Raw genomic sequence first — 22,480 nt, 5'->3', positions numbered from 1 at the left:
ATTATTGTCGTCTCAGCGGCCGGTTGGCAAGGGTCATTCCCCGGCCATTTTGATATTCTGATCTTCGCGAACGGATTTGGGTAAAAGACAGGTCACTGTTGTGCCCATGTTCAGGCTACTTTCCACTTTCAGCGTCCCGCCATGCATTTCGACGAAGCTTTTGGCCAGCGACAGTCCGAGACCTGCCCCCTGGGTATTGCGCACATTGCTGCCGGTATAGAATTTTTCAAAAACCTTTTCGGTTTCACCGGCCGGTATGCCAACACCTGTATCCTTGACAAATATGCGGTAGGAGCCATTTTCTTCTCGTGCACCGACAGTGATAAACCCGGGAGAAGACGTGAATTTCACCGCATTACTGATCAGATTATAGACGGTGTGATGAAGCCGCTTGCCGTCCCCGCTGATGATGCCGATATCATCGGGGCAATCAAATTCCACCTCAAGCTCCTTGGCCCGGACATTATCTTCAATTTCGTTCAGGACATCTTTCAGCATCTGCTGCAGACTGAAGGAAGACACTTCCAGCGTCATGCCGCCGGCCTCGATCACTGCCAGGTCGAGAATATCATTGATCAGACCGAGAAGGTGATCGGAAGCGGAAAGAATATTGCGCATATACTGGTGCTGGTCGTCATTAAGCGGCCCCTGGTATTCCTTCTCCAGAAGCTCTGAGAAACCGATAATGCTGTTGAGCGGATTTCTGAGCTCATAGGACATATGGGCCAGGAATTCGGTCTTGACCTTGTCGGTCGCCTCCAGGGCCAGGTTGCGTTCACGCAACGCATTTTCGATACGGAAACTGTCGGTCACATCCAGGAAAGTGACCAGCACACCGCCGTCCGGCAGGGAGACGGACATATAGTCAATCACCGTGTCATTGCGGAAATGCAGACGCCCGGCCCCGCCTGCCCGGCTGCCTTCACCCCCGACCACCAGATGACGGAGATCTTCCAACTGTTCCAGATTGCTGAAGTTGCCGGCCCCCTGCTCGAGCACATCTATGATATGGGGGGATTCCTTGAGATAGTCTTCCGAAAGTCCCCACATTTTCGCAAAGCCCGGATTGTTCAGCTGCAGACAGCCGTCGACCCCGAACACCGCCACGGCTTCGTGCAGATTATTGAGGGTTTCCTGCTGAACCGCAAACAGGGTGTTATAGGACCGCTCCAGCGCCAGATAGTCGGTCACATCCTCATAGAAAATCAGCAGGCCGCCCTGGGGATGAGGCTGGGTCACCACACGCAGGGTGGCCTCGTCAGGCAGGTGCCACATCTCCTCCACCGGCTCCATCAGTTCCGTATAGGCCGACAGCTGTTTCTGCTTCCAGGCCGGGAAATTAGCCTGTTCGGGCAGGCGGCGGGCCTCCCGCATGATTTCAAGGACTTCCGTATGATGAGGATGGGTAAACAGCCTGTCTTCTGGAATCTTCCACAACCTGACAAAGGCGCTGTTGTAATATTCCAGGCGCTTGTCGAGGCCGAAAATTGCCACCGCCGTCGACAGTTTGTTCAGGGTTTCCGAATGGGATTCTGTATGATGGATCAGTTCGCCGCGGGCTTCTTCCAGTTCGGTGATGTCCATGGCATAACCGAGAAAGGCCCGGCTGCCGTTATCGCCATAGAGGGGGATATTGTGAATATCCATGGCCCGTCGCTCGCCGCGGATGACGACAAAATGCTTGTCCCTCTGGGCCTCACCGGCCTTTTCCACCATGACCGCCATGTCCCTGGCACTTTGCCCGAGGGTACTTGTCACAAGCTCGAGACCGTCTTCCAGCACCTGCTCGCGGCTTTCCCCTTCCACCGCCTCCACATAGGCTTTATTCACCCAGATCAGGTCGAGATCCTCGTTCCTGATCCAGAACGGCAGGGTCACATGATCCGCTACGATCTGGTAGAACTGCAACTCCGCACTCAGGCGGCCAAATTCACGCTGCTGGTGAAGGGCGACATTTTCCTCTTCGGAAAGATTACGAAACCAGATGATGCTGCCGCCGTCGGGACCGGCGACCTGGTCTATAAGCTCACCATGCACCACGATCCGTCTTTCACCGTCTTTGAGCTTCAGGGTTATATAGAAGGACTTTCCCTGCTCGACCAGTTTCTCGCTATATTCCCGGAGCTTCACAAACTCGGGCAGAGAAATGCGGGCGATGGCTCCCCTCAGACCGTCCAGCGACAGAATATCCTCCTTCAGCCCCATCCACTGGGCAAATCCCGGGCTGGTGCTCAAGTGCCCGCGGGCACCGATGCGGATATAGACTTCCTGGCGCGATGAAAGAAGCCGGGCAAGATCATTATATTGCTTTTCCTGGTTCCTGACCTGCCGGACAAGTCTGCGGCGCGTAAAAACCAGCCAGACCAGCAGGGCAAAGGTCAGGAAACAAAAAGGAACAAACAGAGCGAGAAAACCTCTGCTTTCGGGCCACAATCCGGCGTCAGCCGCCGAAGCCACCTCATTTATTACCGGATATATAGTCAGAAACAGGCCGGCGAACCGGAAAAAACTGCTACCTGCTTGTCTTGTCATTCTTCTACCCACAACCGAAGCTTCCACGCTAAGTTAGCGGCTTGGCGGGCAAAAAGAAAGCCTGTTAATGGTTAACACCCACCGACAGGCTTTCAAAAATCGGATTCAGACGAATCAGTATCTGTAATGTTCGGGCTTAAAGGGCCCGCTCACAGGCACGTCAATGTAATCGGCCTGTTTCTGGTTCAGTTTGGTCAGTTTCACCCCAAGACGAGCAAGGTGCAGGGAGGCCACTTTTTCATCCAGATGCTTGGGCAGCACATAAACCTTATTGCCGTAGTTGTCGGAATTATTCCACAGTTCAATCTGGGCCATCACCTGGTTGGTGAAGGAGGCGCTCATGACGAAACTGGGGTGGCCGGTCGCACAACCGAGGTTGACGAGACGGCCTTTGGCCAGGACGATCAGACGTTTACCGTCCGGGAATACAACTTCATCCACCTGGGGCTTAACCTCTTCCCAGGTATAGTTTTCCAGCGCCGCAATCTGGATTTCGGAATCAAAATGGCCGATATTGCAGACAATGGCCCGGTCCTTCATCTCCCGCATATGATCAATGGTGATCACATCCACATTGCCGGTTGTTGTGACAAAGATATCACCCTCAGACGCCGCGTCCTCCATGGTGGTCACTTCATAACCTTCCATGGCAGCCTGAAGGGCACAAATGGGGTCGATTTCAGTTACCAGGACACGGGCGCCCTGATTGCGCATGCTGGCCGCAGAGCCCTTGCCCACATCACCGTAGCCACACACCACGGCGATCTTGCCGGCCATCATCACGTCCGTGGCCCGCTTGATGCCGTCTACCAGGCTTTCCCGACATCCATAAAGGTTGTCGAATTTTGATTTTGTCACACTATCATTCACGTTGATGGCAGGCACCGTCAACTTTCCGGCTTTTTCCATCTGATACAGCCGCAGCACGCCGGTGGTGGTTTCCTCGGAAATACCACGAACCTCATCCATCAGTTCCGGGAAGTCCTCGTACATCATGGCCGTCAGATCACCACCATCATCAAGGATCATGTTGGGACGCCAGCCGTCCGGTCCAACAATGGTCTCCCTGATACACCAGAGAAATTCTTCCTCGGTCAGCCCCTTCCAGGCAAAAACCGGTATATTCGCCGCCGCAATAGCCGCCGCGGCATGATCCTGGGTGGAAAAGATATTACAGGATGACCAGCGAATTTCAGCGCCCAGCTCGATCAGGGTTTCGATCAGTACCGCGGTCTGAATGGTCATATGCAGACATCCGGCGATCCGGGCGCCTTTAAGGGGCTTGCTCTTGCCATATTCCTCGCGCAGGGCCATCAGGCCGGGCATTTCTGTCTCTGCAATGGCAATTTCACGACGCCCCCAGTCGGCAAGCGAAATATCTGCAACCTTGTAATCAGTGAATTCGGTCATCTGTAGATCTTTCCTTTTCATATAATCAGAAAGGCTTATAGCAAGTCTGCCGACCAGCCACAAGCCATAAATAAAGAAATCTTTATATCTCTATATTTACCCCGAAAATAGTTAAGAAATATCTAATCTTCTCCGAATTTGTCTTCCACAAGCGCCTGTAGCGCCTCAAGAGCCTCACCGGCCTGTGCGCCATCACAGCGTATCATGATCTGATCCCCCGGCGCTGCTGCAAGCATCATCAGCCCCATAATGGAGGTGCCGGAAACAGAAGTACCGTCTTTGGAAACCTGAATGGAGGAATCATATTTTTCCGCCACAGAAACAAATTTAGCCGATGCCCGGGCATGCAGGCCCCGGCGGTTCAGAATGGTCAGTATTTTTTCACAGGGATTGCCGTTGACCCCCTGTCCTGCTGTCATGAAATCTCTCCGGACAGGACATGAGAGGCCACATTGATGTATTTCCGTCCGGCCTCCTGGGCGGCAGAAATAGCTTCTTCCATGGAACAGGCCACACGTACGCTGGCAAGCTTGATCAGCATGGGCAGATTAATTCCGGCGATCACCTCGACATTGGCATTATCCATGATGGAAATGGCAAGATTTGAAGGCGTACCGCCAAACATATCCGTCAACAGAATAACGCCCTCGCCCTGGTCCACTTCCTTGACCGCATTCAGGATATCCTGCCGGCGCTGTTCCATATCGTCATCCGGTCCGATGCAAATCGAGCGGACGGCCTTCTGCGGGCCAACAACATGCTCCATTGCAGAGACAAATTCCTCCGCCAAGCGACCATGCGTTACAACCACCATACCAATCATATATTAATTCCGTCTTTTTAGAATATCACTCACCGGACAGCAATTCGCGGTGATGCACATTCACCCAGTAACCTTGGCGACGCAACAGCTCTGCCAGTTCCCGGGCCACAAAAACCGATCTGTGCCTGCCGCCAGTACAGCCAAAGGCAATGGTCAGATAGGATTTCCCCTCCTTTTTATATTCGGGGAGCAAAGACAATATCAGAGAACCGATTTTATCCCAAAAACTTTCGAATGCGGGATCTCCTTTTATGAAATCCCCGACTTCGTCCTGTTCTCCGGTCAACGGGCGCAGATGATCCTGATAATGGGGATTCTTCAGGAAACGAACGTCAAATACCAGATCAGCGTCCCGGGGAACACCCTTTGGATAGCCGAAAGAGCAAATGGAAATATTCAGCGCGCCGCCCGCCTTGCGCTCAAATCGCTGGGTCAGCATACGTTTCAGCTCATGAATACCGAGGTCGGACGTGTCAAAGAAATAGTCCGCTTCCGCCCGTATTACTTCCAGCATCTGGCGTTCCCGCACGATACCATCGGCAACCGGCCTGTCGATGGCCAGCGGATGACGGCGGCGGGTTTCGGTAAAACGTTTGGCGAGAACCGTATTGTTGCTGTCAAAATAAAGTACTTTTACGTCCAGATCGTCCCGGTCCTTCAGTTCCTGCAGTCGGGAAAGGATTTTATCGGGACGGAAATTCCGGGTCCGGGCGTCAATACCAATGGCGAAGGCCGGATTGATGTGGTCGGGATCCTCGCCCTTGGCAAGTTCGATCAGGTTAGGCAACAGGCTCAACGGAAGATTATCCAGCGCCTCATAGCCGATATCCTCCAGCGCCTTCAGCGCTGTGGACTTACCGGCTCCCGACATGCCTGTAATCAGCAAAAGTGTTAGCCTGTCGGCACCGCGACCGGCTGTATCACTGTTTTTTGTCACCATTGTCCTCTGTTGCATCTTTCGAACAGGCTGACCTTACAAGAGGCCTGCCGTTCGGGAATCAATCCACGATCCGATATTCTCACAGCAGGCGGAAATATACAAATTCATTTCAAGCAGAGGGTGCCGGTTCAGGACGCAAGATGCCTGAGCGCCGTTCTGGCCTTCGTCACGGCCGAGGCTTCAAAGGGCATAAAATCAAGTTGCGGCACACGAAGCCCTTCAAATTCAAAGAATTGCTCCTCCGGCAGACGCTCGGGCCTGCTGTCCGTCCCGGATGAGGGCAGAACCAACACCAAATCCACCATCGCCGACGGCAGAAACGGCATCTTTACAAGCCCGACACCACGCACTTCAAGAAGACCTGCGATATTTTCCGCCGGTTTCGCCAGCAGGCGGCCTTCTTGCTTCTCCAGGGTGACATAGTCATCCCCGACCAGCATTGCGCCCGCTTCCTCGATCAGCCGGAGGGCGAGATCGGATTTTCCCGATCCCGACAGCCCCATGATCATAATCCCGTGCCCGTCCAGGGCGACAACCGTGGCATGAACAAGGCTCATTGTCTTTTCCCCTCCTCGGCCCGCGGCAGGCGCACTTCAAAACGGGCGCCGCTCCGGTCTTCACGGTTTTGAGCGGTAATGGTGCCGCCATGGGATTCCACGATCTGTTTACAGATACTCAGGCCAAGCCCCGAATGTTTGCCGAAAGCCTCCCCCTTGGGACGCTCGGAATAGAAACGCTCGAAGATGTTTTCCAGTTTGTCTTCGGGAATCCCCACACCCTCGTCCTCAATGACAAGTTCCACCATGTTTTTGCGTTCACCAAGCCTGACCAGGACATGCCCGTCCGGGCGTGAAAAGGAGATGGCATTGTCCAGCAGGTTTCTCACCACCTGGCCAAGCTGTCCTTCCAGCCCCATGACGTGATAGGGCCGATTTTCCCCGGATTTGCGTTGCCTGCGGCTGCCATTCACCTCAAGCACGATATCCGGCAGTTTGTCTTTCTGAGTGGCATCATAGATATCGATCAGGGTTTCGAGCATGGCCGTCATGTTCACCAGCTCCATGCGGCTGCGGGCCAGTTCCGCATCCAGCCGGGAGGCATCGGAAATATCCGAAATCAGGCGATCAAGACGCTGGACGTCCTGCTGGATAATTGCCAGCAGCTTTTGCTTGTCTTCTTCCTTTTTGGCGAAAGACAATGTTTCGATGGCACTGCGCAAGGAAGTGAGCGGGTTTTTCAGCTCATGCGCCACATCGGCAGCAAAAGAAGCCACAGCATCAATCTGCCGGGCCAGGTTATCGGTCATTTGCCTGAGCGACCGGCTCAAATCGCCGATTTCGTCATTGCGTCCGGAATAGTCCGGGATCTGGTAGTCCGGATTGGTGGCCATTCTGATCCGGTCGGCGGCATGAGCGAGACGCAAAATCGGACGGATGATAGTCCGGCCCAGAAAGGAGGACAGGGCCAGGGTTATCAACAGGGCGGCAAAGAACAGTTGCAGGATGGTCATGCGGGCATCCTGGACCGCCTCCCTGATGTCCCGGTCATCGGCCGAAACCATCAGCACACCCAGCACGCGGCGAAAACGCTGTACAGGCACAGCCACTGTAATAATATCAAAACGATCGGTCAGCACCCGGATACGATAGCCACTTTCCCCGGCCATGGCTTCCATCACTTCCGGGTAGTTTTCAGCCACCTCATTGGCCTTTTCCTTATATTCACCCAGGGCATATCTTTTATTCAACCGGTCCAGAATACCGGAAATCTCCCAGCTCAGGTTGTCCCAGAAACTGGCCAGTCCTCCCTCGGGGGGCAAGGGGTTGACCACAATGGACTGCTCAATGGCCAGATCCCGGCTGTCGATCAGTTTGGTGCCGGAAATATCAAAGAAACGTGCTCTGTTGCGGGTAACGTCCACCAGGCGGATAATAATCTGCTGGGCCGGAATAAGCTCCACCTCGGTGGTCTCGGGACCTCCAGTGGCCGCCTCGCCCAGTGCCCCGGCCATGATTTCCGCATCCTTCATCAAAGAATCGATCCGCGACTGGATCAGGGTATGCTGAAGATCGTCCACATAGAGAATACCGCCGCCAAGAAAGATAAGCGCGATCACATTGACCATCATGATACGGATTGCTAACGGCGAAACCCGGCGCTTTGGCCGGGTCCTGATTAGAGGTGCCTTTGTATCCGAGTTCATTAATGTTTATTAGCGCAATTAACCGGCACCATCAACTTTCCCAGCATATCAACTTTCACTGTAGCGGTAGCCAACTCCATACAAAGTCTCGATACCGTCAAATTCCTCGTCAACGGCCCGGAACTTTTTGCGCAGCCGCTTGATATGGCTGTCAATGGTGCGGTCGTCCACATAGACATCATCGTGATAGGCCACATCCATCAGCTGATCGCGGCTTTTCACATGCCCCGGGCGATGGGCAAGAGCCTGAAGGATCAGAAATTCGGTCACGGTCAGCTTCACATCCTTGCCGTCCCATTCGCACTGATGACGCACCGGGTCCAGGCGCAGCCGGCCTCGGACAATAACGCCGTCCTCGTCCTCCTCGGCCGTGGCGCTCTTCTTTACCGCCTCCACCCGACGCAGGACGGTTTTGATCCGCTCGATAAGCAGTCGCTGGGAGAAAGGCTTTTTGATATAGTCGTCGGCCCCCATTTTGAGCCCGAGCATTTCATCAATCTCGTCATCTTTTGAGGTCAGGAAGATAACCGGAAAATTATGTTTTTCCCGCAGGCGACGCAATAATTCCATGCCGTCCATGCGCGGCATTTTAATATCCAGCACCGCCATATCGGTGTTATTCCTGTTCAATCCCTCCAGAGCAGCTGCCCCGTCCGTATAGGTCTTGACATCAAATCCCTCCGCCTCTAGAGCCATACTGACAGACGTCAGGATATTCTGATCGTCATCCACAAGCGTAATCGTCGTCGCCATTTAGCTTTTTTTCCTTATCTTGCAAGCAATTCCAACTGACAGTAGCACGAAACCATGGCAATATTAAGAATTTCCGACACAGCCTGTAAATGGCCTCCGGATGATATTATATGGAAAGAAAATCTTTATTGATCAGGATTATGATTTGCTGTTAATCATGACCTTCTGCCAACGAGCCTGAGAAACATGTCGAGATCAAAAAGCTGGGGCTTTCCCCGATGGGACGGATATCATGTGCAGCGCGAGCCTGTATCGGTCAGGCTGTGCGACTATGATGGCTGTGAGGAGCCCGGTGACTACCCGGCACCGAAGGCTCCGGATTCCCCGGAAAAGTGGCATTTCTGCCAGCGGCATGTCGCGGAATATAACCAGAACTGGAACTATTTCTCCGGCCGCAACAAGGCGGACGCCTTTCGCCGCGCCCAGGAAGAGGCCCGCGCCAGTGCCGGCTACAAAACCAGTGGTGCCTATGATACAGAACCCGACGTCTACGGCGCTGACCAGCGCCGGGCTGATGCTTTTGAGATTCTCGAACTGGATGACGACGCCACCCAGACGGAAATCAAATCCGCCTATCGCACCCTGGCCAAACGCTACCACCCGGACACCAACCGGGGTGACAAGCAGGCCGCCATAAAGTTCCAGCAGGTCACGGCCGCCTATCAGGTGCTTGCGACCAGATAGGCAAAAAAACCTTGGATTCTGCGGAATTTGTCATAATAATGTAACAAAATTATGATTGGCGTTGCGACCCCGCCTTCTTATAGTTCGCCACACAAAAAAGCTATCGTGCACAGCAGATAAGGGGTGTCATGTATTTTTACGGACCGGAAAAATTTGACCTGGCCGCCATCCGCAGCATGCTGGAAAAGACAAACGGGCTTTCCCTGGTCGGGGAAATATCACTGCACCAGGAATTCCTGGATACCTTTGACTGGCGGCTGTTCAATGCCCAGGGATATCTGATCCGGGAACAGCATGGTCAGGAGAACCGTTTCCTCTGGCGGCACCTGATGGATGACAGCCTGCAGGGCAGCGTGACCCTGCACAGGGCCTCGCCCGTCTTTGCCGCCGATTTCCCGGCCAGTCCTATCCAGAAGCGCCTGGAAAAAATCACCAGCATGCGCCGGCTTCTGTCAGTGCTCCGGCTGAAAACACACCGGCTCGAGTTTCATGCCCTGGACCGGGAGCAGAAAAAGACCGCCACACTTTGTCTGGACAGGAACGATATCAGCTGTCCGAAAGGCAACGCAGGCACTGAGACTGAATGGTCGCTGCAACTACTGCCTGTCAGGGGCTATGAAAAAGAATGTACAAAAATTGCCCGCAAGCTAGAGCAGATGGGATTCAGACGCCGGAAAACGCCCTATATTCACGAAACACTTGAACGCTTCGGCGTCACACCGGGGGTCTATAGCTCCAAGCTCAACATCAAACTTGCCGGGGAAGCCGCCGCCGCCAAAACAACTACAAAAATCCTGAAAACCCTGTTTGCCACCATGCAAGAGAATGAAGCAGGCACCATCGCCGACCTGGATTCCGAATTCCTGCACGATTACAGGGTCGCCGTCCGCCGGACCCGGTCCGCCCTCAGCCAGATCAAGGAAGTCTACGGCGAAGCAGAAACAAACAAATGGAAAGATGCCTTTGCCTGGCTCGGCCAGATTACCGGCCCCACCCGCGACCTGGATGTCTATTTGCTGAAATTTGAGGATTACCGCGCCTTGCTACCGGAGGAATACCGGAACTCCCTCGGGGATTTGAAAAAATTCCTGACCCGGAAGCAGGTTACAGAGCAGAAAAAGCTGGCCCGCGCCCTGGGCACCGTGAAATACAAAGACCTGCTCGGCGGCTATCAGGCATTTCTCGACAGTGACGACAAGGGCAAAGGGAAAAACGCCGGCCAGCCGATCAGCGAGCTTGCCAGTCAGCGCATCTGGAAAACCTTCCGGCGCATTGTTCAGGAAGGCAAGGCCATCACCGATGAAAGCCCGGCCGAGGACCTGCATGAATTGCGCAAGACCGGCAAAAAACTGCGCTATCTTATGGAATTTTTCCAGAGCCTTTATCCCGCCGCTGAAATCAAGAAACTGATTTCCGGCCTGAAGCTGCTACAGGAAAATCTGGGAGACTTCCAGGATTATGAAGTACAGGCCCAGAGTATCGCCGGATTTTCCGAGGAAATGCAGGAGAACAACCTTGGCGACGCCCAGACCTTTATGGCCATGGGTATCCTTGCCTCACACCTGCTTGAGGGACAGGCGACAGCCCGCAGGGATTTTTCCGCACGCTTCAAGGCATTTGATTCCCCCGAAGCCGAACTGGCCTTCAAACAGCTCTTCGGTCCGGAAAACCGGAAATCACGAAAAAAATCCTCCCCCAAGTCCTCCAAAGGAAAAAGCCCGTCATGAAAACACTTGGCGTCTTTAACATCAAGGGCGGTGTAGGCAAAACCGCTACTGCCGTCAATATTGCCTATCTTGCCGCCCGCGAGGGCTTCAAGGTGCTGTTCTGGGATCTGGACCCGCAGGCGTCATCCACCTACTACTTCCGGGTCAAACCGAGAATTAAAGGCGGCACCCGGGGACTGGTGGACAAAAAGCACGACCTTGACCGGCTGATCAAGGGAACCGACTATGACAATCTGGACATTCTGCCAGCGGACTTTTCCTATCGCCTGCTGGATATCGAACTGATGGAAAAGAAACTGACCACCCTGTTCAAGATCTTCAAGCCGGTAACCAATGAATATGATCTTCTGGTGCTGGACTGCCCGCCCAGCATCTCGGCCCTGTCGGAACATATCTTTTCCATTGCCGATGGCTTGCTGGTGCCGATTATCCCCACCAGCCTGTCACTCAGGACCTATGAACAGCTGATGAACTTCCGGGAAGAAAAGGGATACGACAATTCCCGGGTCTGGCCCTTCTTTTCCATGGTAGACCGGCGCAAAAAACTGCATCGGGACATTATCGATCATGCATCCGACGAATATCCGGAATTTCTCAACAGCTATATTCCCTATTCAAGCATTGTGGAGCAGATGGGCATAAAGCGGGCACCGGTGCACGCCTTCGCGCCGTCAAGCCCGCCAGCCCTGATGTATAACTCGTTATGGGAAGACCTGAAGTTCCGCCTGCAGCTGCTCTGAGCGGCTATTTTCCGCCGAGAAGTTCGTCATAGGTCAGCCCCCAGCCGATAAAGGGATGACTGAACAGATAGGCATTGAAAAAGCGGGCATCCTGGCTGACCTCACGGCCGATCCAGTCCGGCTTTACAACCGCCTCGTCAGCCCGGTCCAGCTCCACCTCGGCGATCACCAGGCCGTCATTGACGCCGTGGAAGATATCCACCTCCCAGAGATGGCCACGATAGCTATGGACCTCCCTGGTTTTCTCGATCAGGGGGCCGTTGCACAGGCTGAACAGAAGCGTAGCGTCGGTCTCGTTAACCTCATACTCCAGTTCATAGCGTTCATTACGCCCTTTTTTCGCTTTTATGCTCAGAATGAATTTATCGTTTTTCTGGCGAATGCGCACCGTATTGCCGCCTTCGCGGGCGATATACCCCTGACGAATAGACTGACGCTTGACAAGTTCACCGTCGGGACGCCCGGAAACAAGAAATTTCCGTTCGATTTCAACGTTCGAAGAATTATCGGACATAAAAAATACTCTGGTAACAGATAACAGATGGACAATAACGCCGGATCAGGACAGGATTTTTCCAGCAACCGCACGATAGATATCAAGCATATAGAGCCGTTCCAACTGTTTTTTTCTGAACAGCCCTGCACAGATGTGCTCTTCGGAGATTGTGACATCCTTCAGGGAAGAAAATTTTACCTTGCAGTAATAGGTGGCCACACAGATATCAGTGCGGCCCCGGTCCCGGGAACGGACACAAAGATCAACCAGATTTGCCGATTTGATCTTGAGGCCGGTTTCCTCGTACACCTCGCGGTGCAGGGTATCTTCAAGGGCTTCACCCTTGTCCAGTTTCCCGCCCGGAAGCTCCCATTCCTCGTCATGTTCCTGGAGCAGCAGGACCTTGTCTTCAAGCGTAATGATAGCCTTTACCGAAATCGGAAGACCGTCGGCTTTTCTGAAAACGTCCCTGGCTGTCGGCTTTGCGCCCATAGTTTTTCCAAAGTTCATGACTGTTACATCTGGTATAGCTTAGTAACATAAAACACCAGATATGGTATTGTCCAGCTTCCCCCTTCGGAAATTAACTATATCACTCCTTGGTTAACGAATTGTTTATTTTTTCTTTTTGGACTTGCTCTTGGATTTGGCGGCAGTTTTTTTCTTGTCCGCTTTTTTCACGGGCTTTTTCTTGTCGGCCTTTTTCTTTGTGTCTTTTTTCTTTTTATCGGCGGACTTTTTCTTTGCTTCAGCTTTTTTGGCCTTGTCCTTTTTGGCGTCCTTTTTCTTTACCGCTTTCTTTTTGTCTGCTTTCTTATCGGTTTTCTTGGCAGAAGCCTTCTTTGTTGCCGGTTTCTTTGACGCAGTTTTCTTGGCGGCAGGTTTCTGGGCAGCGGGTTTCTGGGCAGCGGTTTTTTGAGCCGCAGGTTTTTGGGCCGTCGGCGCGACAGTAGGCGCAGAAGAAGTCAGAAGAATAGCCGCCTCAATCACCCGGGATGCCCGAAGCACCGAAAAGCCCTGTATTTCAGAGAGTTTTTCGGGTGTCATCTTGCTCAACGCTGCAACTGTTTTAATGCCATGCGCCTCCAGAAGCTTCTGGGTGGTCGGACCGATTCCATTCACATCAGACAATAAGTATGCCATGCACTTCCTCCGCTATTATGTAGATACGTTATTTTCTGGTAGGCATTGTATGCCCATCCACCCTGCGGGTAAATGACATAAGTATGTAGTTTTTGTTACATATTTGTGAATTTTACCACGATCCGGGAGGGGCGTCCAGCCCCCGCCCCGTCATCAGATAAGTAGCGAAACTGGCGAGCCAGTGACCGCCTGCATAATGTTCGCCGGTCACCGCCTGCAGACCGACAATCCGGTGCACCTGGGCCGCATTGAGCAGGGAAGCCCGCCGGCGTTCCCGCTCCGGCAGCGCCGCAGCAATATTTTCCATATTCCAGGCCCTGGACAGGTTAAGCCCGTCAAGATGGGCCAGCTTTCCGTCTGCAAGATCGCCAACAATGCCCGGGACAAGCCATTTCCAGCTGCCGTTTCTTGGCACCTGCGGCATGAACTTGCGGAACCATTTTGCATATTTCTTCGGCGGCAGAACCCGGCGCATGAGATCCGCTTCCATCAGGCAGGGAGAAAGAAAATCCTCGCCGGAGGGCTCATAGGCCAACGGGCATTTCACATCCTTTGCATGGAATTCCAGGGACCGGGTGACAATCATCTGCTCAAGTTCCTGGTCCCCCGCCTCCCGCGCCCAGTCCAGCATCAGACCGAAAGCGAAAGCGGTCTGGTTATGGGTACCGATACGCACCGGATAGACCAGTTTGGGCAACCAGATCTTGATATTTTCCACCACCACCGCCTCAAGCGGCTGGAGCGTACTGGCCCATTGATATCCCAGCGGATCATCCCACTGTCTGAGTTCGGTCATCAGTTGCAGGAACCAGGCCAGACCGTAGGGCCGTTCAAAGGAACTGCCCATGCGCGCCCGGAAATAGGCCACCTCCCCCGCGACCCTGCCGGGGGTAAAGCTGCGGGCCAGGGCCGGCAGAATACGCCTTTTGTACGCGTCATCCGGTCCCACACTCAGCAATCGCACAAGCATCCAGTGCCCGTGCACCGCCGAATGCCAGTCGAAACAGCCGTAAAACACCGGATGCAGCTCCCGGGGCGGGGCCACGGCAGTATCATCCTTCATGCTATGTGAAATCTTGTTGGGATATTCCTTGTGAATGCACTTCAGGGCCAGAGCTGCAAATTTCTCCGCCTGTACAGCATCAAACACCGGCGCCTCGATCTGCGCCTGGGCCGGAACGGCAAACCCGATAAAGACCAGAACCCTTATAAAAAACATGGAACGCTCCCTGAATATCCCGGCCTTCTCCTTATCCATTGCTGTATGGCCGCAGGTTTATAAATGCATAACATATGATAAAAAACTCTGATACCCTGTAAAGCGTACAGAAAAGAAGGGGAAGAATAATGTCGGTTTTTTATCCCATGGCTTTGATGGCCATTTTCACCGTCCTCTATTCACCGATCCTGGTAATCGGACGGTTCAAATCGGTGCGGCTGGGCGATGTTCCGTCCTATTATTACAAAACCCTGGACGGGGCCGAACCGCCGGAATATGTGAAGAAACCAACCCGCCACTGGTCAAACCTCTATGAAGTGCCGGTGTTGTTCTATGCGGTCTGCCTGGCCATTCTGGTCAAGGGACAGGAAGATAACATCTTTGCCTATATGGCCTGGGGGTTCCTGGGGCTCAGGCTGTTGCAGGCCTTCATCCACAGCACCTATAACAATGTCTACCACCGGCTCTGTGTGTTCGGGACAGGCCTTGCCGTAGTGCTGGCCATGTGGATCAGGCTTTTGCTGATGAATCTCTGATACTAGATTGCTCAGTGTTAAAGAGAACCCCGCCTTCAGAAAAGAAGCTAGACGCGGGTCTCGAGCTCCAGCCTGAGCACTTCCACCACATCATAGATCAGGGCCAGCTCCCGGGCGCTTTTGTGAATGCGTTCAGGGTCGGCGAAGTTTGAAAACATGGACCCACCCTCGAAACTATTCTCCGATTTGCGGATCGACAGATAGAGATTGCCCTTGTCGAAAGCCAGTTGCAGGTTTTCTGTCCCCACAAGGGCAGAGAGCTGCTTGATGCGCTCCATAAAGGTCGGGGTAAGCAGATAACGGGCCTCTACCTGATCGGTGGCATAGACCTCGAACAGCCGCTCGAATTCCGGATCCTCCAGCCTGACCCGTTCCCCCTCACTGAAGGCGCCGTCAAAGAAATTTCCAATAGCTGATTTGTCCTTGCGGATGATGGTGGTGCCGGAAAAATTCTTGTGAAAATCAAAATGTGACAGGAGGCCGCGAAAAACCGTCCGGCTGCTCTTGCGGCCCTTGCTGTCCCGGCTTTCCCGGATTAGCATGGCCTCGAACAGGTTGAAATCGACACCCCTGACCACACCGAATATCCGGTCTTCAGTCTTGCGCTTGTTATGGCCGGGAATAAGATGCAGATGCTTGAAGGTGCCGACCGGCTGATTTCCGGGCTTCATCTGGTATTCCAGTCCCAGATAACGGCACAGGGCAGCCATGATCCGCCCCTTGGCCTTTTTCTGCAGGTTGGACAGGGGCTTGAGTCCCAGAGCGCCGATCCCGACACAGGCCATCCCCGCAAAGATCATGACCTGGGGTTCCGCCATATGGCGGATAAATATGAAATATCCAGCAGCGGCAAACACCGTTATTGCCAGAATGACCGCCGCAGTGAAGATATTCATGGCCCGGGGACGTTCGGCTTCTATCTCCTGGAGACCGGGAAGCAGTTCCGTTTCAAAGAAGGCCTCGAACCCCTCAAGCCCTTTCAGCGATGCACCGAAATCCATTGATCGTCCCCTAGAGGAACTCTGCCGCGTTCACCGGTTTTTTCTCTGCCTCGTCCATTTCAAAATAGGGCATGGAACGGATATTCAGGTGGGAGGCAATGACGCTGGACGGAAAAATCTGCACCGCATCATTGAGGTCGGTGACGCTGCTGTTGTAAAATCTGCGGGCGGCAGAGATATGGCCTTCCACTTCTTCGTAAGCCTGCTGGGCCTGGATCATATTCTGGTGAGACTTGAGGTCCGGATAATTTTCCGCCACCGCAAAAAGCTGCATCATGGCGGACTGAAACCCTTTTCCCGCTTCCAGGTGTTTGCCGACCTCCTCCGGGTTGGCCGGATTATAGTCACGACCCGCCAGATTGCGCAGTTCCGTCACCCGGGTCAGGAGCTCCTTTTCATGCTCCATGAATTTCTTGGCGATGGTCAGGATATTGGGCAGCAGGTCATGACGTTTTTTCAGCTGTACATCGATACCGGACAAGGCTTCCAGCGCCCGGTTGCGCTTTTTAATCAGTGCAGCATAAAGCCAGTAGATTATGGCAATAATAAAAACAACTAAAATGGCCAGATAAAGCATGACATTCCCCGTTCTGCAATTTGTGATCATTCATTGTTGGGTAAATCACACTGTCATGCAAGTGGAAAGGGCGGCCCGGAATCCACGCCCGGATCCGCACCGCCCTCAATAGTTCTCAGTTTGGCTATATCAGCCTTATTTGATCAGGCCCTTGAGCTTGCTGCCCACATCTTTCAGGGCCTTGTTCATCATGTCCTTGGTGACAATCTTGCTGAGCCCGCTGTTGACTGCGCCCAGCACCTTGTCCATGACTTCGGCACCACTGGCACCGTCGCCGTCGTTGCCGATATCCTCAAGATGAATGTCCGGCAGGGTCAGGCCCGTGCTCTTGCCGCCAAGCAGGTCGGTCGCCAGCTGTACCCTGGTACCCGTCACATAAATATCGTCAATGACAAATTTTTTGGTGCTTTCACTGTCGCTTTCGCCGAACCTGGACATATATTTCTGCACGTTATCCTGCAATTTGCCGATATTGTTGCCTTTGGTACCGATCTCGTAAATCAGGTCGGCGCCGTCAATGCGCACTTCCCTGATGTGGATGACATCGGAGGTTACCGATTTCACATCCATGGAGATATCGACCGAGCCCACCTTGAAGGCATGTGCCGATTTGAATCCTTCCGGATTGCCAACCACAAGTCCGTTGATCCCGGCGGTACCGCCCAGGAAGGACACATTAACACCGTCCAACCCGACGCTGGTCCCGGTCACATCCGGCCCATATTCAACCACAGCTTTATGAATAATACTGCTGGCCTGGGATCCGAAATAAAAGAGAACACCCAGAACAATCAACAGAATAACAATCAGTCCGATCGCAACTTTCTTCATCAAAAATTCCCCTTGAATATTGTCGTTCCCAGTGTCCCCGATCACCCGGACAAAAGCAAGGGGTTAGAAGGCGCTAATTTGCCCCGATATCATTTGCTGCGCCCGGATATTTTTTCCGCACTCCTCAGCGCCCCAAGGCCCAACAGGGCAAGGACCAACTCCATCATGTTGTCGGTGACAATGAGGGGCGCTGTAATATCTAGCCCCTGCAGAACCACCAGCCATTCAAACAAGGGGTGCAGCAGAAAGGCCCAGAGAAAACCGACCCCACAGACCCAGCCGATAAAGGGACGCCAGCCGGCCACGAATACAGAACGGTGCGCCGCCTCGATGCGGTTGATTTCCGCCTGCAGGATTTGCGGTTGCTGGCGGATTTTTTCCATCACTGCCGCCGCCTGGGCCTTTTCCTCATCGCTGGTGAAGAGCCTGTCGAACACATTGCCCACTGCAGAGACCGCATCCACCGCCGGACTACCGATCAGCCTGGACAGTAAGGACATCATCCATCTCCCTGTATGTGGTGCCGTCAAAAATCAGCGCCTGCCCCCGGTTTTTGCGGCCCGAGGCCGGGTCCACCAGTGAACAATGCAGCCAGCCGCTGTCCGGTTCGGCGACCCTGTGATATTCCAGGATCAACTGATCGAAGGTCAGCTCCCGCCGGATCAGGGAAGCAAGTTCACGGAGGTCAAAACCTGGAATTTTCAGATCCACCGCCTCACCCCGCACATGCTGGGAGGTGTCGGAAGATCCGATCAACCGGTTCAGCGGCGGACAACGATAGCCGCTGGTCGGACTGAAGGGACGGCCGACAAGGCGGCGCAGCGGTTCCAGAAAATCTTCCGCCAGGTGGCGAAGGCATCTCAACTCCCTTTCTCCCGGGCTGTTCTCAAGCCCGTGCCTCAGGGCGGTCTGGCTGTGACAAAGCTCCGCCAGAGAAAAATGCTCAGACAGCTTCATTGATCCGGCCCTCCGCCAGTCCTTTTTGGCTGCACCACCTTTATGTAGAGATCCAGAGACTGTTGAAGGTGACCTTTGGCCCAGCCCTTGCGGCGTCGCCATTTCCTGTCAATCCCGGCCAAAGAGGCCTCCTCCACCACCAGATCAAGGACGGGACCGACCATCAGCTTCTCCTCCGTCATTCTGTCGACCCAGTCGGTGTAACGATCCTTTAGCAGGACCTCACGTTCACTTTCCCCAAGGTTCGAGCGCCGGCTGTTCTGCACCATCACTTCGGTAAAGCTGGTCACCCGGGGACCGGTACCTTCAGTAATAAGTCGGTAGGCCTGGCGAATGGAATGGGCGGCCCAGAGCTGCCGGGAGCCGAGAATACCCCGTTCTTCATAAGATTTCAGCGGGTCCGGCGTCAGCTTGCGGGCCGTCTGCACCGTCGGTCCCACACTACCGGCTTCCGGCGGGATGACCCTGATACGCGGCCCCTTTGGCTCCAGGGCGGCGGTCAGGAGCTTTTCGGCACGCTTCCGGCGTCGGGTGCGCCGCGCCTGACGGAATGACGACACGGGTCCGGCGGGGCTGGCGGTCCGGGACTTATATTCCATACCAGGCATGGGTTGCATGGATGGGATAGGCGACTGATGTTCCATTTGACCTCCTTTGGCGACACATCTCATGAGAGAATCATTTTTAATAAGACTATTATAGGTATAAATAGGAACAAAACAAGAACATCGAGGAAAAAACATTAAAATCTTGACCTTCCGGACGGTTGGTTCAACAATTCCGGTTTCCTGAGCGCTGTCACGGACAGCGGCACATGTCAGCAGAATGGAGGCCATAAATGCGCATATTATCCTATGCCGGGGGGCTTGGACTCATATGCCTCATCGTGATGATCATGGTCATCGGCCGCGATCTTTTGGTGCCCTTTGTCATCGCCGTAGTGATCTGGTATCTGATTCACACCCTGTCCGACTATTTCCAGAAGGTCAAAGTCGGCGGAAAGGGCATGCCGTCCTGGCTGAGCTTCAGTCTTTCCCTGCTCACCATGCTTCTGGCGCTGGCGCTGCTGTACGATATGATCAACTCCAACATCACAGATGTAAGGGCCGCCGCCCCCGGCTATCAGGAGAATTTTGCCAAGCTTACTCATCGGTTGTCGGATCTTCTGGGCACCGATGAACAGGTTAATCTAAAACAATTTCTGGGCCAGATCAGCCTTGCCCCCTTCATTACCAACATCGCCTCAACCATGGTAACCCTGGCCGGTAACGCCAGCCTGATCCTGATCTATCTCTTGTTTTTGATTTTGGAACAGAAATTTTTCCCGCTGAAGCTGGAGGCGCTTTTGCGTCATTCATCCTATGACAGGACCGTCAGGGATATTCTGGCGCATGTGCAGGAGGATGTTGAGAAATATGTAGCCATCAAGACCTTCACCAGCGTGTTGACCGGCCTGGCCTGTTATGCAGTGCTTTATATGGTCGGTGTGGATTTTGCAGAATTCTGGGCCTTCATTATTTTCCTGCTGAACTTTATCCCCACCGTAGGATCGCTGCTGGCGGTGATCTTCCCGGCCCTGCTCAGCCTGATTCAATTTGACACCCTGACCCCCTTTGCCATTGTCATCACCACTCTGTCCACCATCCAGTTCAGCATCGGCAATGTGCTGGAACCGAAACTGATGGGCAATTCACTGAACCTGAGCCCGCTTGTGGTCATGTTGTCCCTGGCGCTGTGGGGCAGCATCTGGGGCATCACCGGTATGTTCCTGAGCGTTCCCTTCACGGTCATCCTGATGATAATCTTCGCCCAGTTCGAAAGCACGCGGCCGGTGGCGATACTTTTGTCCCAGGACGGCAATATAAAAACCATCCGCCGGGACGACTGACGGACAAAGCAAAATAAAACAGACTAGGCAAAAATTAAATTGCCGGCAACGGCCCCCCGACCATTCCCGGCAACTTAATCAAAAAGATTGTCAGATATCAGACCGCGACAGCAACCTGGTCTGAAGTATCCCGACAAAAAAGCTCATAGGTGACGCGCAGCATATGACCTACCCGCTCATCCTTGATACGATAGAAAATCTGCTGACTTTCCCGGCGGGTGGTCACAAGACCTTCCGCCCGCATGCGGCTCAGATGCTGGGAAAGAGCTGACTGGGAAATATCCAGGTTCTTTTCCAGATCACCGACACACATTTCCTCGTCCAGAAGACGGCTGAGGATTACAAGCCGGTTGGAATTTGCCAGAGTTTTGAGAAAATCAGCTGCCTGAAACGCCTTGCTTTGAAGCTTTTCGACGTCAATCACATCCTTATTGCTATTCATGATCCCTTACCTATTACACTAGTTTTCTGCCAAGTAATTTATTGTGTTAATTAGTGGTGTGTACACGTTTTTTATTTAATATATCCTAATTCTCTTTAAACGTGAAACACTATTTTTCATATTAATTTTAAAATTATAACTAACTTGTTAATAATTTTAGACTATTCGGTAAAATTTTCTTAAAATTTACTTAATTAAAAGCCGTTCGCAACAAATTCTTTCAACTAATACACCAATGTTCCCAATATTCTATGCCATTTCCTATTTATTAAACAAGAAAGTTTTGTGCCGTTATTATTTCGGCCTGAAATTCGGAAAAAAAGACGATATTAACGAAACAGGCCCCGGACGTTAATATCCGGGGCCTGCGAATCACAACCATGAAGAGAAGATATATATTTACCCTGTTTCGGCAAAGAGCTCCCGGCCAATCAGCATGCGGCGGATTTCGCTGGTGCCGGCACCGATCTCATAGAGCTTGGCATCTCTCAACAGACGTCCAGTCGGGAATTCATTGATATAACCATTGCCGCCCAGGGCCTGGATTGCCTGCAAAGCCATCTGGGTCGCTTTCTCCGCAGAATAGAGAATACAACCGGCCGCATCCTTGCGGGTGGTCTCCCCCCTGTCGCAGGCAGCAGCCACCGCATAGACATAGGCCCGGCTGGCATTGAGCTCAGTATACATATCGGCAAGCTTGCCCTGCATGAGCTGAAACTCGCCGATCGGGGTATCGAACTGCTTGCGTTCGTGAACGTAAGGCAGCACCACATCCAGACAGGCCTGCATGATGCCCAGCGGACCGCCAGAAAGCACAACCCGTTCATAGTCGAGACCGGACATCAGAACACGCACACCGGAATTTTCCTGCCCCAGAATATTTTCCTCAGGCACCTCGCAATCTTCAAACACCAGTTCGCAGGTGTTGGAGCCGCGCATGCCGAGCTTGTCCAGCTTCTGGGCCGTAGAAAAGCCTTTCATGCCTTTCTCGACCAGGAAGGCGGTAATGCCGCGGGGACCGGCAGACATATCGGTCTTGGCATAGACCACAAGCGTATCCGCATCAGGGCCATTGGTGATCCACATCTTGTTGCCGTTGAGCACATAGTGGTCGCCCTTCTTTTCGGCGCGCAGCTTCATACTGACCACGTCAGAACCTGCACCCGGCTCGCTCATGGCCAAGGCGCCGACATGTTCACCGCTGATCAGCTTGGGTAGATATTTATGCTTCTGTTCCTCGGTACCATTGCGTTTGATCTGGTTCACACAGAGGTTGGAATGAGCGCCGTAGCTCAGCCCCACGCTTGCAGACGCGCGGGAGATTTCCTCCATAATCACGGTATGGGCCAAGTAGCCCATATTGACCCCGCCATATGCCTCATCCACGGTCACGCCGAGCAGGCCGAGATCACCCATCTTTCCCCACATATCCGCGGGGAACTCGTTCTTTTCATCGATTTCCGCCGCCCGCGGGGCAAGCTCTTTGTCTGCGAAGGACTTCACTGTGTCCCGCAGCATGTCAATATCTTCACCAAGATTAAAATTCAGAGAAGGATAAGAAGCCATCCCGTTGTCCTT

At 53.3% G+C, this 22,480-nt stretch carries 25 protein-coding genes; 5 read left to right on the top strand and 20 right to left on the bottom strand.

The genetic code is table 11. The annotated features are described in order from the left end of the window. Positions 1 to 33: 33 nt before the first annotated feature. The 8 genes from ACN0YD_RS01975 to ACN0YD_RS01940 all read right to left on the bottom strand — a co-directional run bounded on the left by ACN0YD_RS01975 (position 34) and on the right by ACN0YD_RS01940 (position 8,661). Complete coding sequence (locus ACN0YD_RS01975; RefSeq protein ID WP_417316962.1) at positions 34 to 2,532, bottom strand: ATP-binding protein; 2,499 nt, start codon at positions 2,530 to 2,532, stop codon at positions 34 to 36. 114 nt (positions 2,533 to 2,646) lie between these two features. Continuing rightward, complete coding sequence (gene ahcY, locus ACN0YD_RS01970; RefSeq protein WP_417316961.1) at positions 2,647 to 3,942, bottom strand: adenosylhomocysteinase; 1,296 nt, start codon at positions 3,940 to 3,942, stop codon at positions 2,647 to 2,649. 122 nt (positions 3,943 to 4,064) lie between these two features. Next, positions 4,065 to 4,361, bottom strand: coding sequence for an HPr family phosphocarrier protein (locus tag ACN0YD_RS01965; protein WP_417316960.1), 297 nt, complete (start codon positions 4,359 to 4,361; stop codon positions 4,065 to 4,067). After that, positions 4,358 to 4,765, bottom strand: coding sequence for a PTS sugar transporter subunit IIA (locus tag ACN0YD_RS01960; RefSeq protein WP_417316959.1), 408 nt, complete (start codon positions 4,763 to 4,765; stop codon positions 4,358 to 4,360). The genes ACN0YD_RS01965 and ACN0YD_RS01960 overlap by 4 nt, the downstream gene beginning before the upstream one ends. Before the next feature lie 25 nt (positions 4,766 to 4,790). After that, positions 4,791 to 5,705, bottom strand: a complete 915-nt coding sequence (gene rapZ, locus ACN0YD_RS01955) for an RNase adapter RapZ (RefSeq protein WP_417316958.1) — start codon at positions 5,703 to 5,705, stop codon at positions 4,791 to 4,793. 128 nt (positions 5,706 to 5,833) lie between these two features. Beyond that, positions 5,834 to 6,262, bottom strand: coding sequence for an HPr kinase/phosphorylase (locus tag ACN0YD_RS01950; protein WP_417316957.1), 429 nt, complete (start codon positions 6,260 to 6,262; stop codon positions 5,834 to 5,836). Then, a complete protein-coding gene (locus ACN0YD_RS01945) occupies positions 6,259 to 7,908 on the bottom strand; it encodes a stimulus-sensing domain-containing protein (protein WP_417316956.1) in 1,650 nt (549 codons plus the stop codon). Before ACN0YD_RS01945 ends, ACN0YD_RS01950 begins: the two co-directional genes overlap by 4 nt. 48 nt (positions 7,909 to 7,956) lie before the next feature. Beyond that, positions 7,957 to 8,661, bottom strand: a complete 705-nt coding sequence (locus tag ACN0YD_RS01940; protein WP_417316955.1) for a response regulator — start codon at positions 8,659 to 8,661, stop codon at positions 7,957 to 7,959. A 186-nt stretch (positions 8,662 to 8,847) separates the two neighbouring features. Here ACN0YD_RS01940 and ACN0YD_RS01935 point away from each other — a divergent pair, with 186 nt between their 5' ends. From ACN0YD_RS01935 to ACN0YD_RS01925, 3 genes are all read left to right on the top strand, one after another. Further along, a complete protein-coding gene (locus ACN0YD_RS01935) occupies positions 8,848 to 9,345 on the top strand; it encodes a J domain-containing protein (RefSeq protein WP_417316954.1) in 498 nt (165 codons plus the stop codon). Positions 9,346 to 9,473: 128 nt separating this feature from the next. Next, on the top strand, positions 9,474 to 11,072 hold the full coding sequence (locus tag ACN0YD_RS01930; RefSeq protein ID WP_417316953.1) for a CHAD domain-containing protein: 1,599 nt from the start codon (positions 9,474 to 9,476) through the stop codon (positions 11,070 to 11,072). Beyond that, on the top strand, positions 11,069 to 11,812 hold the full coding sequence (locus ACN0YD_RS01925) for a ParA family protein (protein WP_417316952.1): 744 nt from the start codon (positions 11,069 to 11,071) through the stop codon (positions 11,810 to 11,812). The genes ACN0YD_RS01930 and ACN0YD_RS01925 overlap by 4 nt, the downstream gene beginning before the upstream one ends. Positions 11,813 to 11,816: 4 nt before the next feature. Here ACN0YD_RS01925 and ACN0YD_RS01920 read toward each other — a convergent pair whose 3' ends face one another. The 4 genes from ACN0YD_RS01920 to ACN0YD_RS01905 form a co-directional block, all read right to left on the bottom strand. After that, entirely contained in the window at positions 11,817 to 12,326 is a 510-nt protein-coding gene (locus ACN0YD_RS01920) for a CYTH domain-containing protein (protein WP_417316951.1), read from the bottom strand. A 45-nt stretch (positions 12,327 to 12,371) separates the two neighbouring features. Continuing rightward, positions 12,372 to 12,818, bottom strand: coding sequence for an NUDIX domain-containing protein (locus tag ACN0YD_RS01915; RefSeq protein WP_417316950.1), 447 nt, complete (start codon positions 12,816 to 12,818; stop codon positions 12,372 to 12,374). A 105-nt stretch (positions 12,819 to 12,923) separates the two neighbouring features. Further along, entirely contained in the window at positions 12,924 to 13,451 is a 528-nt protein-coding gene (locus tag ACN0YD_RS01910; RefSeq protein WP_417316949.1) for a helix-hairpin-helix domain-containing protein, read from the bottom strand. A 112-nt stretch (positions 13,452 to 13,563) separates the two neighbouring features. Continuing rightward, positions 13,564 to 14,670, bottom strand: coding sequence for a DUF2891 domain-containing protein (locus ACN0YD_RS01905; RefSeq protein ID WP_417316948.1), 1,107 nt, complete (start codon positions 14,668 to 14,670; stop codon positions 13,564 to 13,566). Between the two features lie 128 nt (positions 14,671 to 14,798). Here ACN0YD_RS01905 and ACN0YD_RS01900 point away from each other — a divergent pair, with 128 nt between their 5' ends. Continuing rightward, positions 14,799 to 15,206 carry an MAPEG family protein gene (locus tag ACN0YD_RS01900; protein WP_417316947.1) on the top strand — a complete coding sequence of 136 codons (408 nt, stop codon included), beginning with the start codon at positions 14,799 to 14,801 and terminating at the stop codon, positions 15,204 to 15,206. Between the two features lie 47 nt (positions 15,207 to 15,253). On the opposite strand, the gene ACN0YD_RS01895 is transcribed toward ACN0YD_RS01900, so the two are convergent. The 6 genes from ACN0YD_RS01895 to ACN0YD_RS01870 all read right to left on the bottom strand — a co-directional run bounded on the left by ACN0YD_RS01895 (position 15,254) and on the right by ACN0YD_RS01870 (position 19,216). Next, on the bottom strand, positions 15,254 to 16,207 hold the full coding sequence (locus ACN0YD_RS01895) for a DUF3137 domain-containing protein (RefSeq protein ID WP_417316946.1): 954 nt from the start codon (positions 16,205 to 16,207) through the stop codon (positions 15,254 to 15,256). Positions 16,208 to 16,217: 10 nt separating this feature from the next. Further along, positions 16,218 to 16,784 (bottom strand): LemA family protein, encoded by a 567-nt coding sequence (locus ACN0YD_RS01890; protein ID WP_417316945.1) that lies wholly within the window; start codon positions 16,782 to 16,784, stop codon positions 16,218 to 16,220. Positions 16,785 to 16,919: 135 nt separating this feature from the next. After that, positions 16,920 to 17,615 carry a hypothetical protein gene (locus tag ACN0YD_RS01885; RefSeq protein ID WP_417316944.1) on the bottom strand — a complete coding sequence of 232 codons (696 nt, stop codon included), beginning with the start codon at positions 17,613 to 17,615 and terminating at the stop codon, positions 16,920 to 16,922. 89 nt (positions 17,616 to 17,704) lie between these two features. Continuing rightward, positions 17,705 to 18,118, bottom strand: coding sequence for a 3TM-type holin (locus ACN0YD_RS01880; RefSeq protein WP_417316943.1), 414 nt, complete (start codon positions 18,116 to 18,118; stop codon positions 17,705 to 17,707). Then, positions 18,087 to 18,572 (bottom strand): D-Ala-D-Ala carboxypeptidase family metallohydrolase, encoded by a 486-nt coding sequence (locus ACN0YD_RS01875; RefSeq protein WP_417316942.1) that lies wholly within the window; start codon positions 18,570 to 18,572, stop codon positions 18,087 to 18,089. Before ACN0YD_RS01875 ends, ACN0YD_RS01880 begins: the two co-directional genes overlap by 32 nt. Beyond that, positions 18,569 to 19,216 carry a hypothetical protein gene (locus tag ACN0YD_RS01870; protein ID WP_417316941.1) on the bottom strand — a complete coding sequence of 216 codons (648 nt, stop codon included), beginning with the start codon at positions 19,214 to 19,216 and terminating at the stop codon, positions 18,569 to 18,571. Before ACN0YD_RS01870 ends, ACN0YD_RS01875 begins: the two co-directional genes overlap by 4 nt. Before the next feature lie 194 nt (positions 19,217 to 19,410). Here ACN0YD_RS01870 and ACN0YD_RS01865 point away from each other — a divergent pair, with 194 nt between their 5' ends. Beyond that, on the top strand, positions 19,411 to 20,460 hold the full coding sequence (locus ACN0YD_RS01865; protein WP_417316940.1) for an AI-2E family transporter: 1,050 nt from the start codon (positions 19,411 to 19,413) through the stop codon (positions 20,458 to 20,460). 97 nt (positions 20,461 to 20,557) lie between these two features. Here ACN0YD_RS01865 and ACN0YD_RS01860 read toward each other — a convergent pair whose 3' ends face one another. Together ACN0YD_RS01860 and ACN0YD_RS01855 are read right to left on the bottom strand one after the other, a co-directional pair. Beyond that, positions 20,558 to 20,902 (bottom strand): ArsR/SmtB family transcription factor, encoded by a 345-nt coding sequence (locus ACN0YD_RS01860; RefSeq protein WP_417316939.1) that lies wholly within the window; start codon positions 20,900 to 20,902, stop codon positions 20,558 to 20,560. Positions 20,903 to 21,301: 399 nt separating this feature from the next. After that, positions 21,302 to 22,468, bottom strand: coding sequence for an isovaleryl-CoA dehydrogenase (locus tag ACN0YD_RS01855; protein WP_417316938.1), 1,167 nt, complete (start codon positions 22,466 to 22,468; stop codon positions 21,302 to 21,304). Positions 22,469 to 22,480 lie beyond the last annotated feature (12 nt).

Origin of the sequence: Emcibacter sp. (assembly GCF_048269205.1) — a bacterium.
Taxonomy (GTDB): Bacteria; Pseudomonadota; Alphaproteobacteria; order Sphingomonadales; family Emcibacteraceae; genus Emcibacter.
Note: the sequence above shows the minus strand (reverse complement) of the source record. Positions and strands in the feature narration are given on the sequence as shown.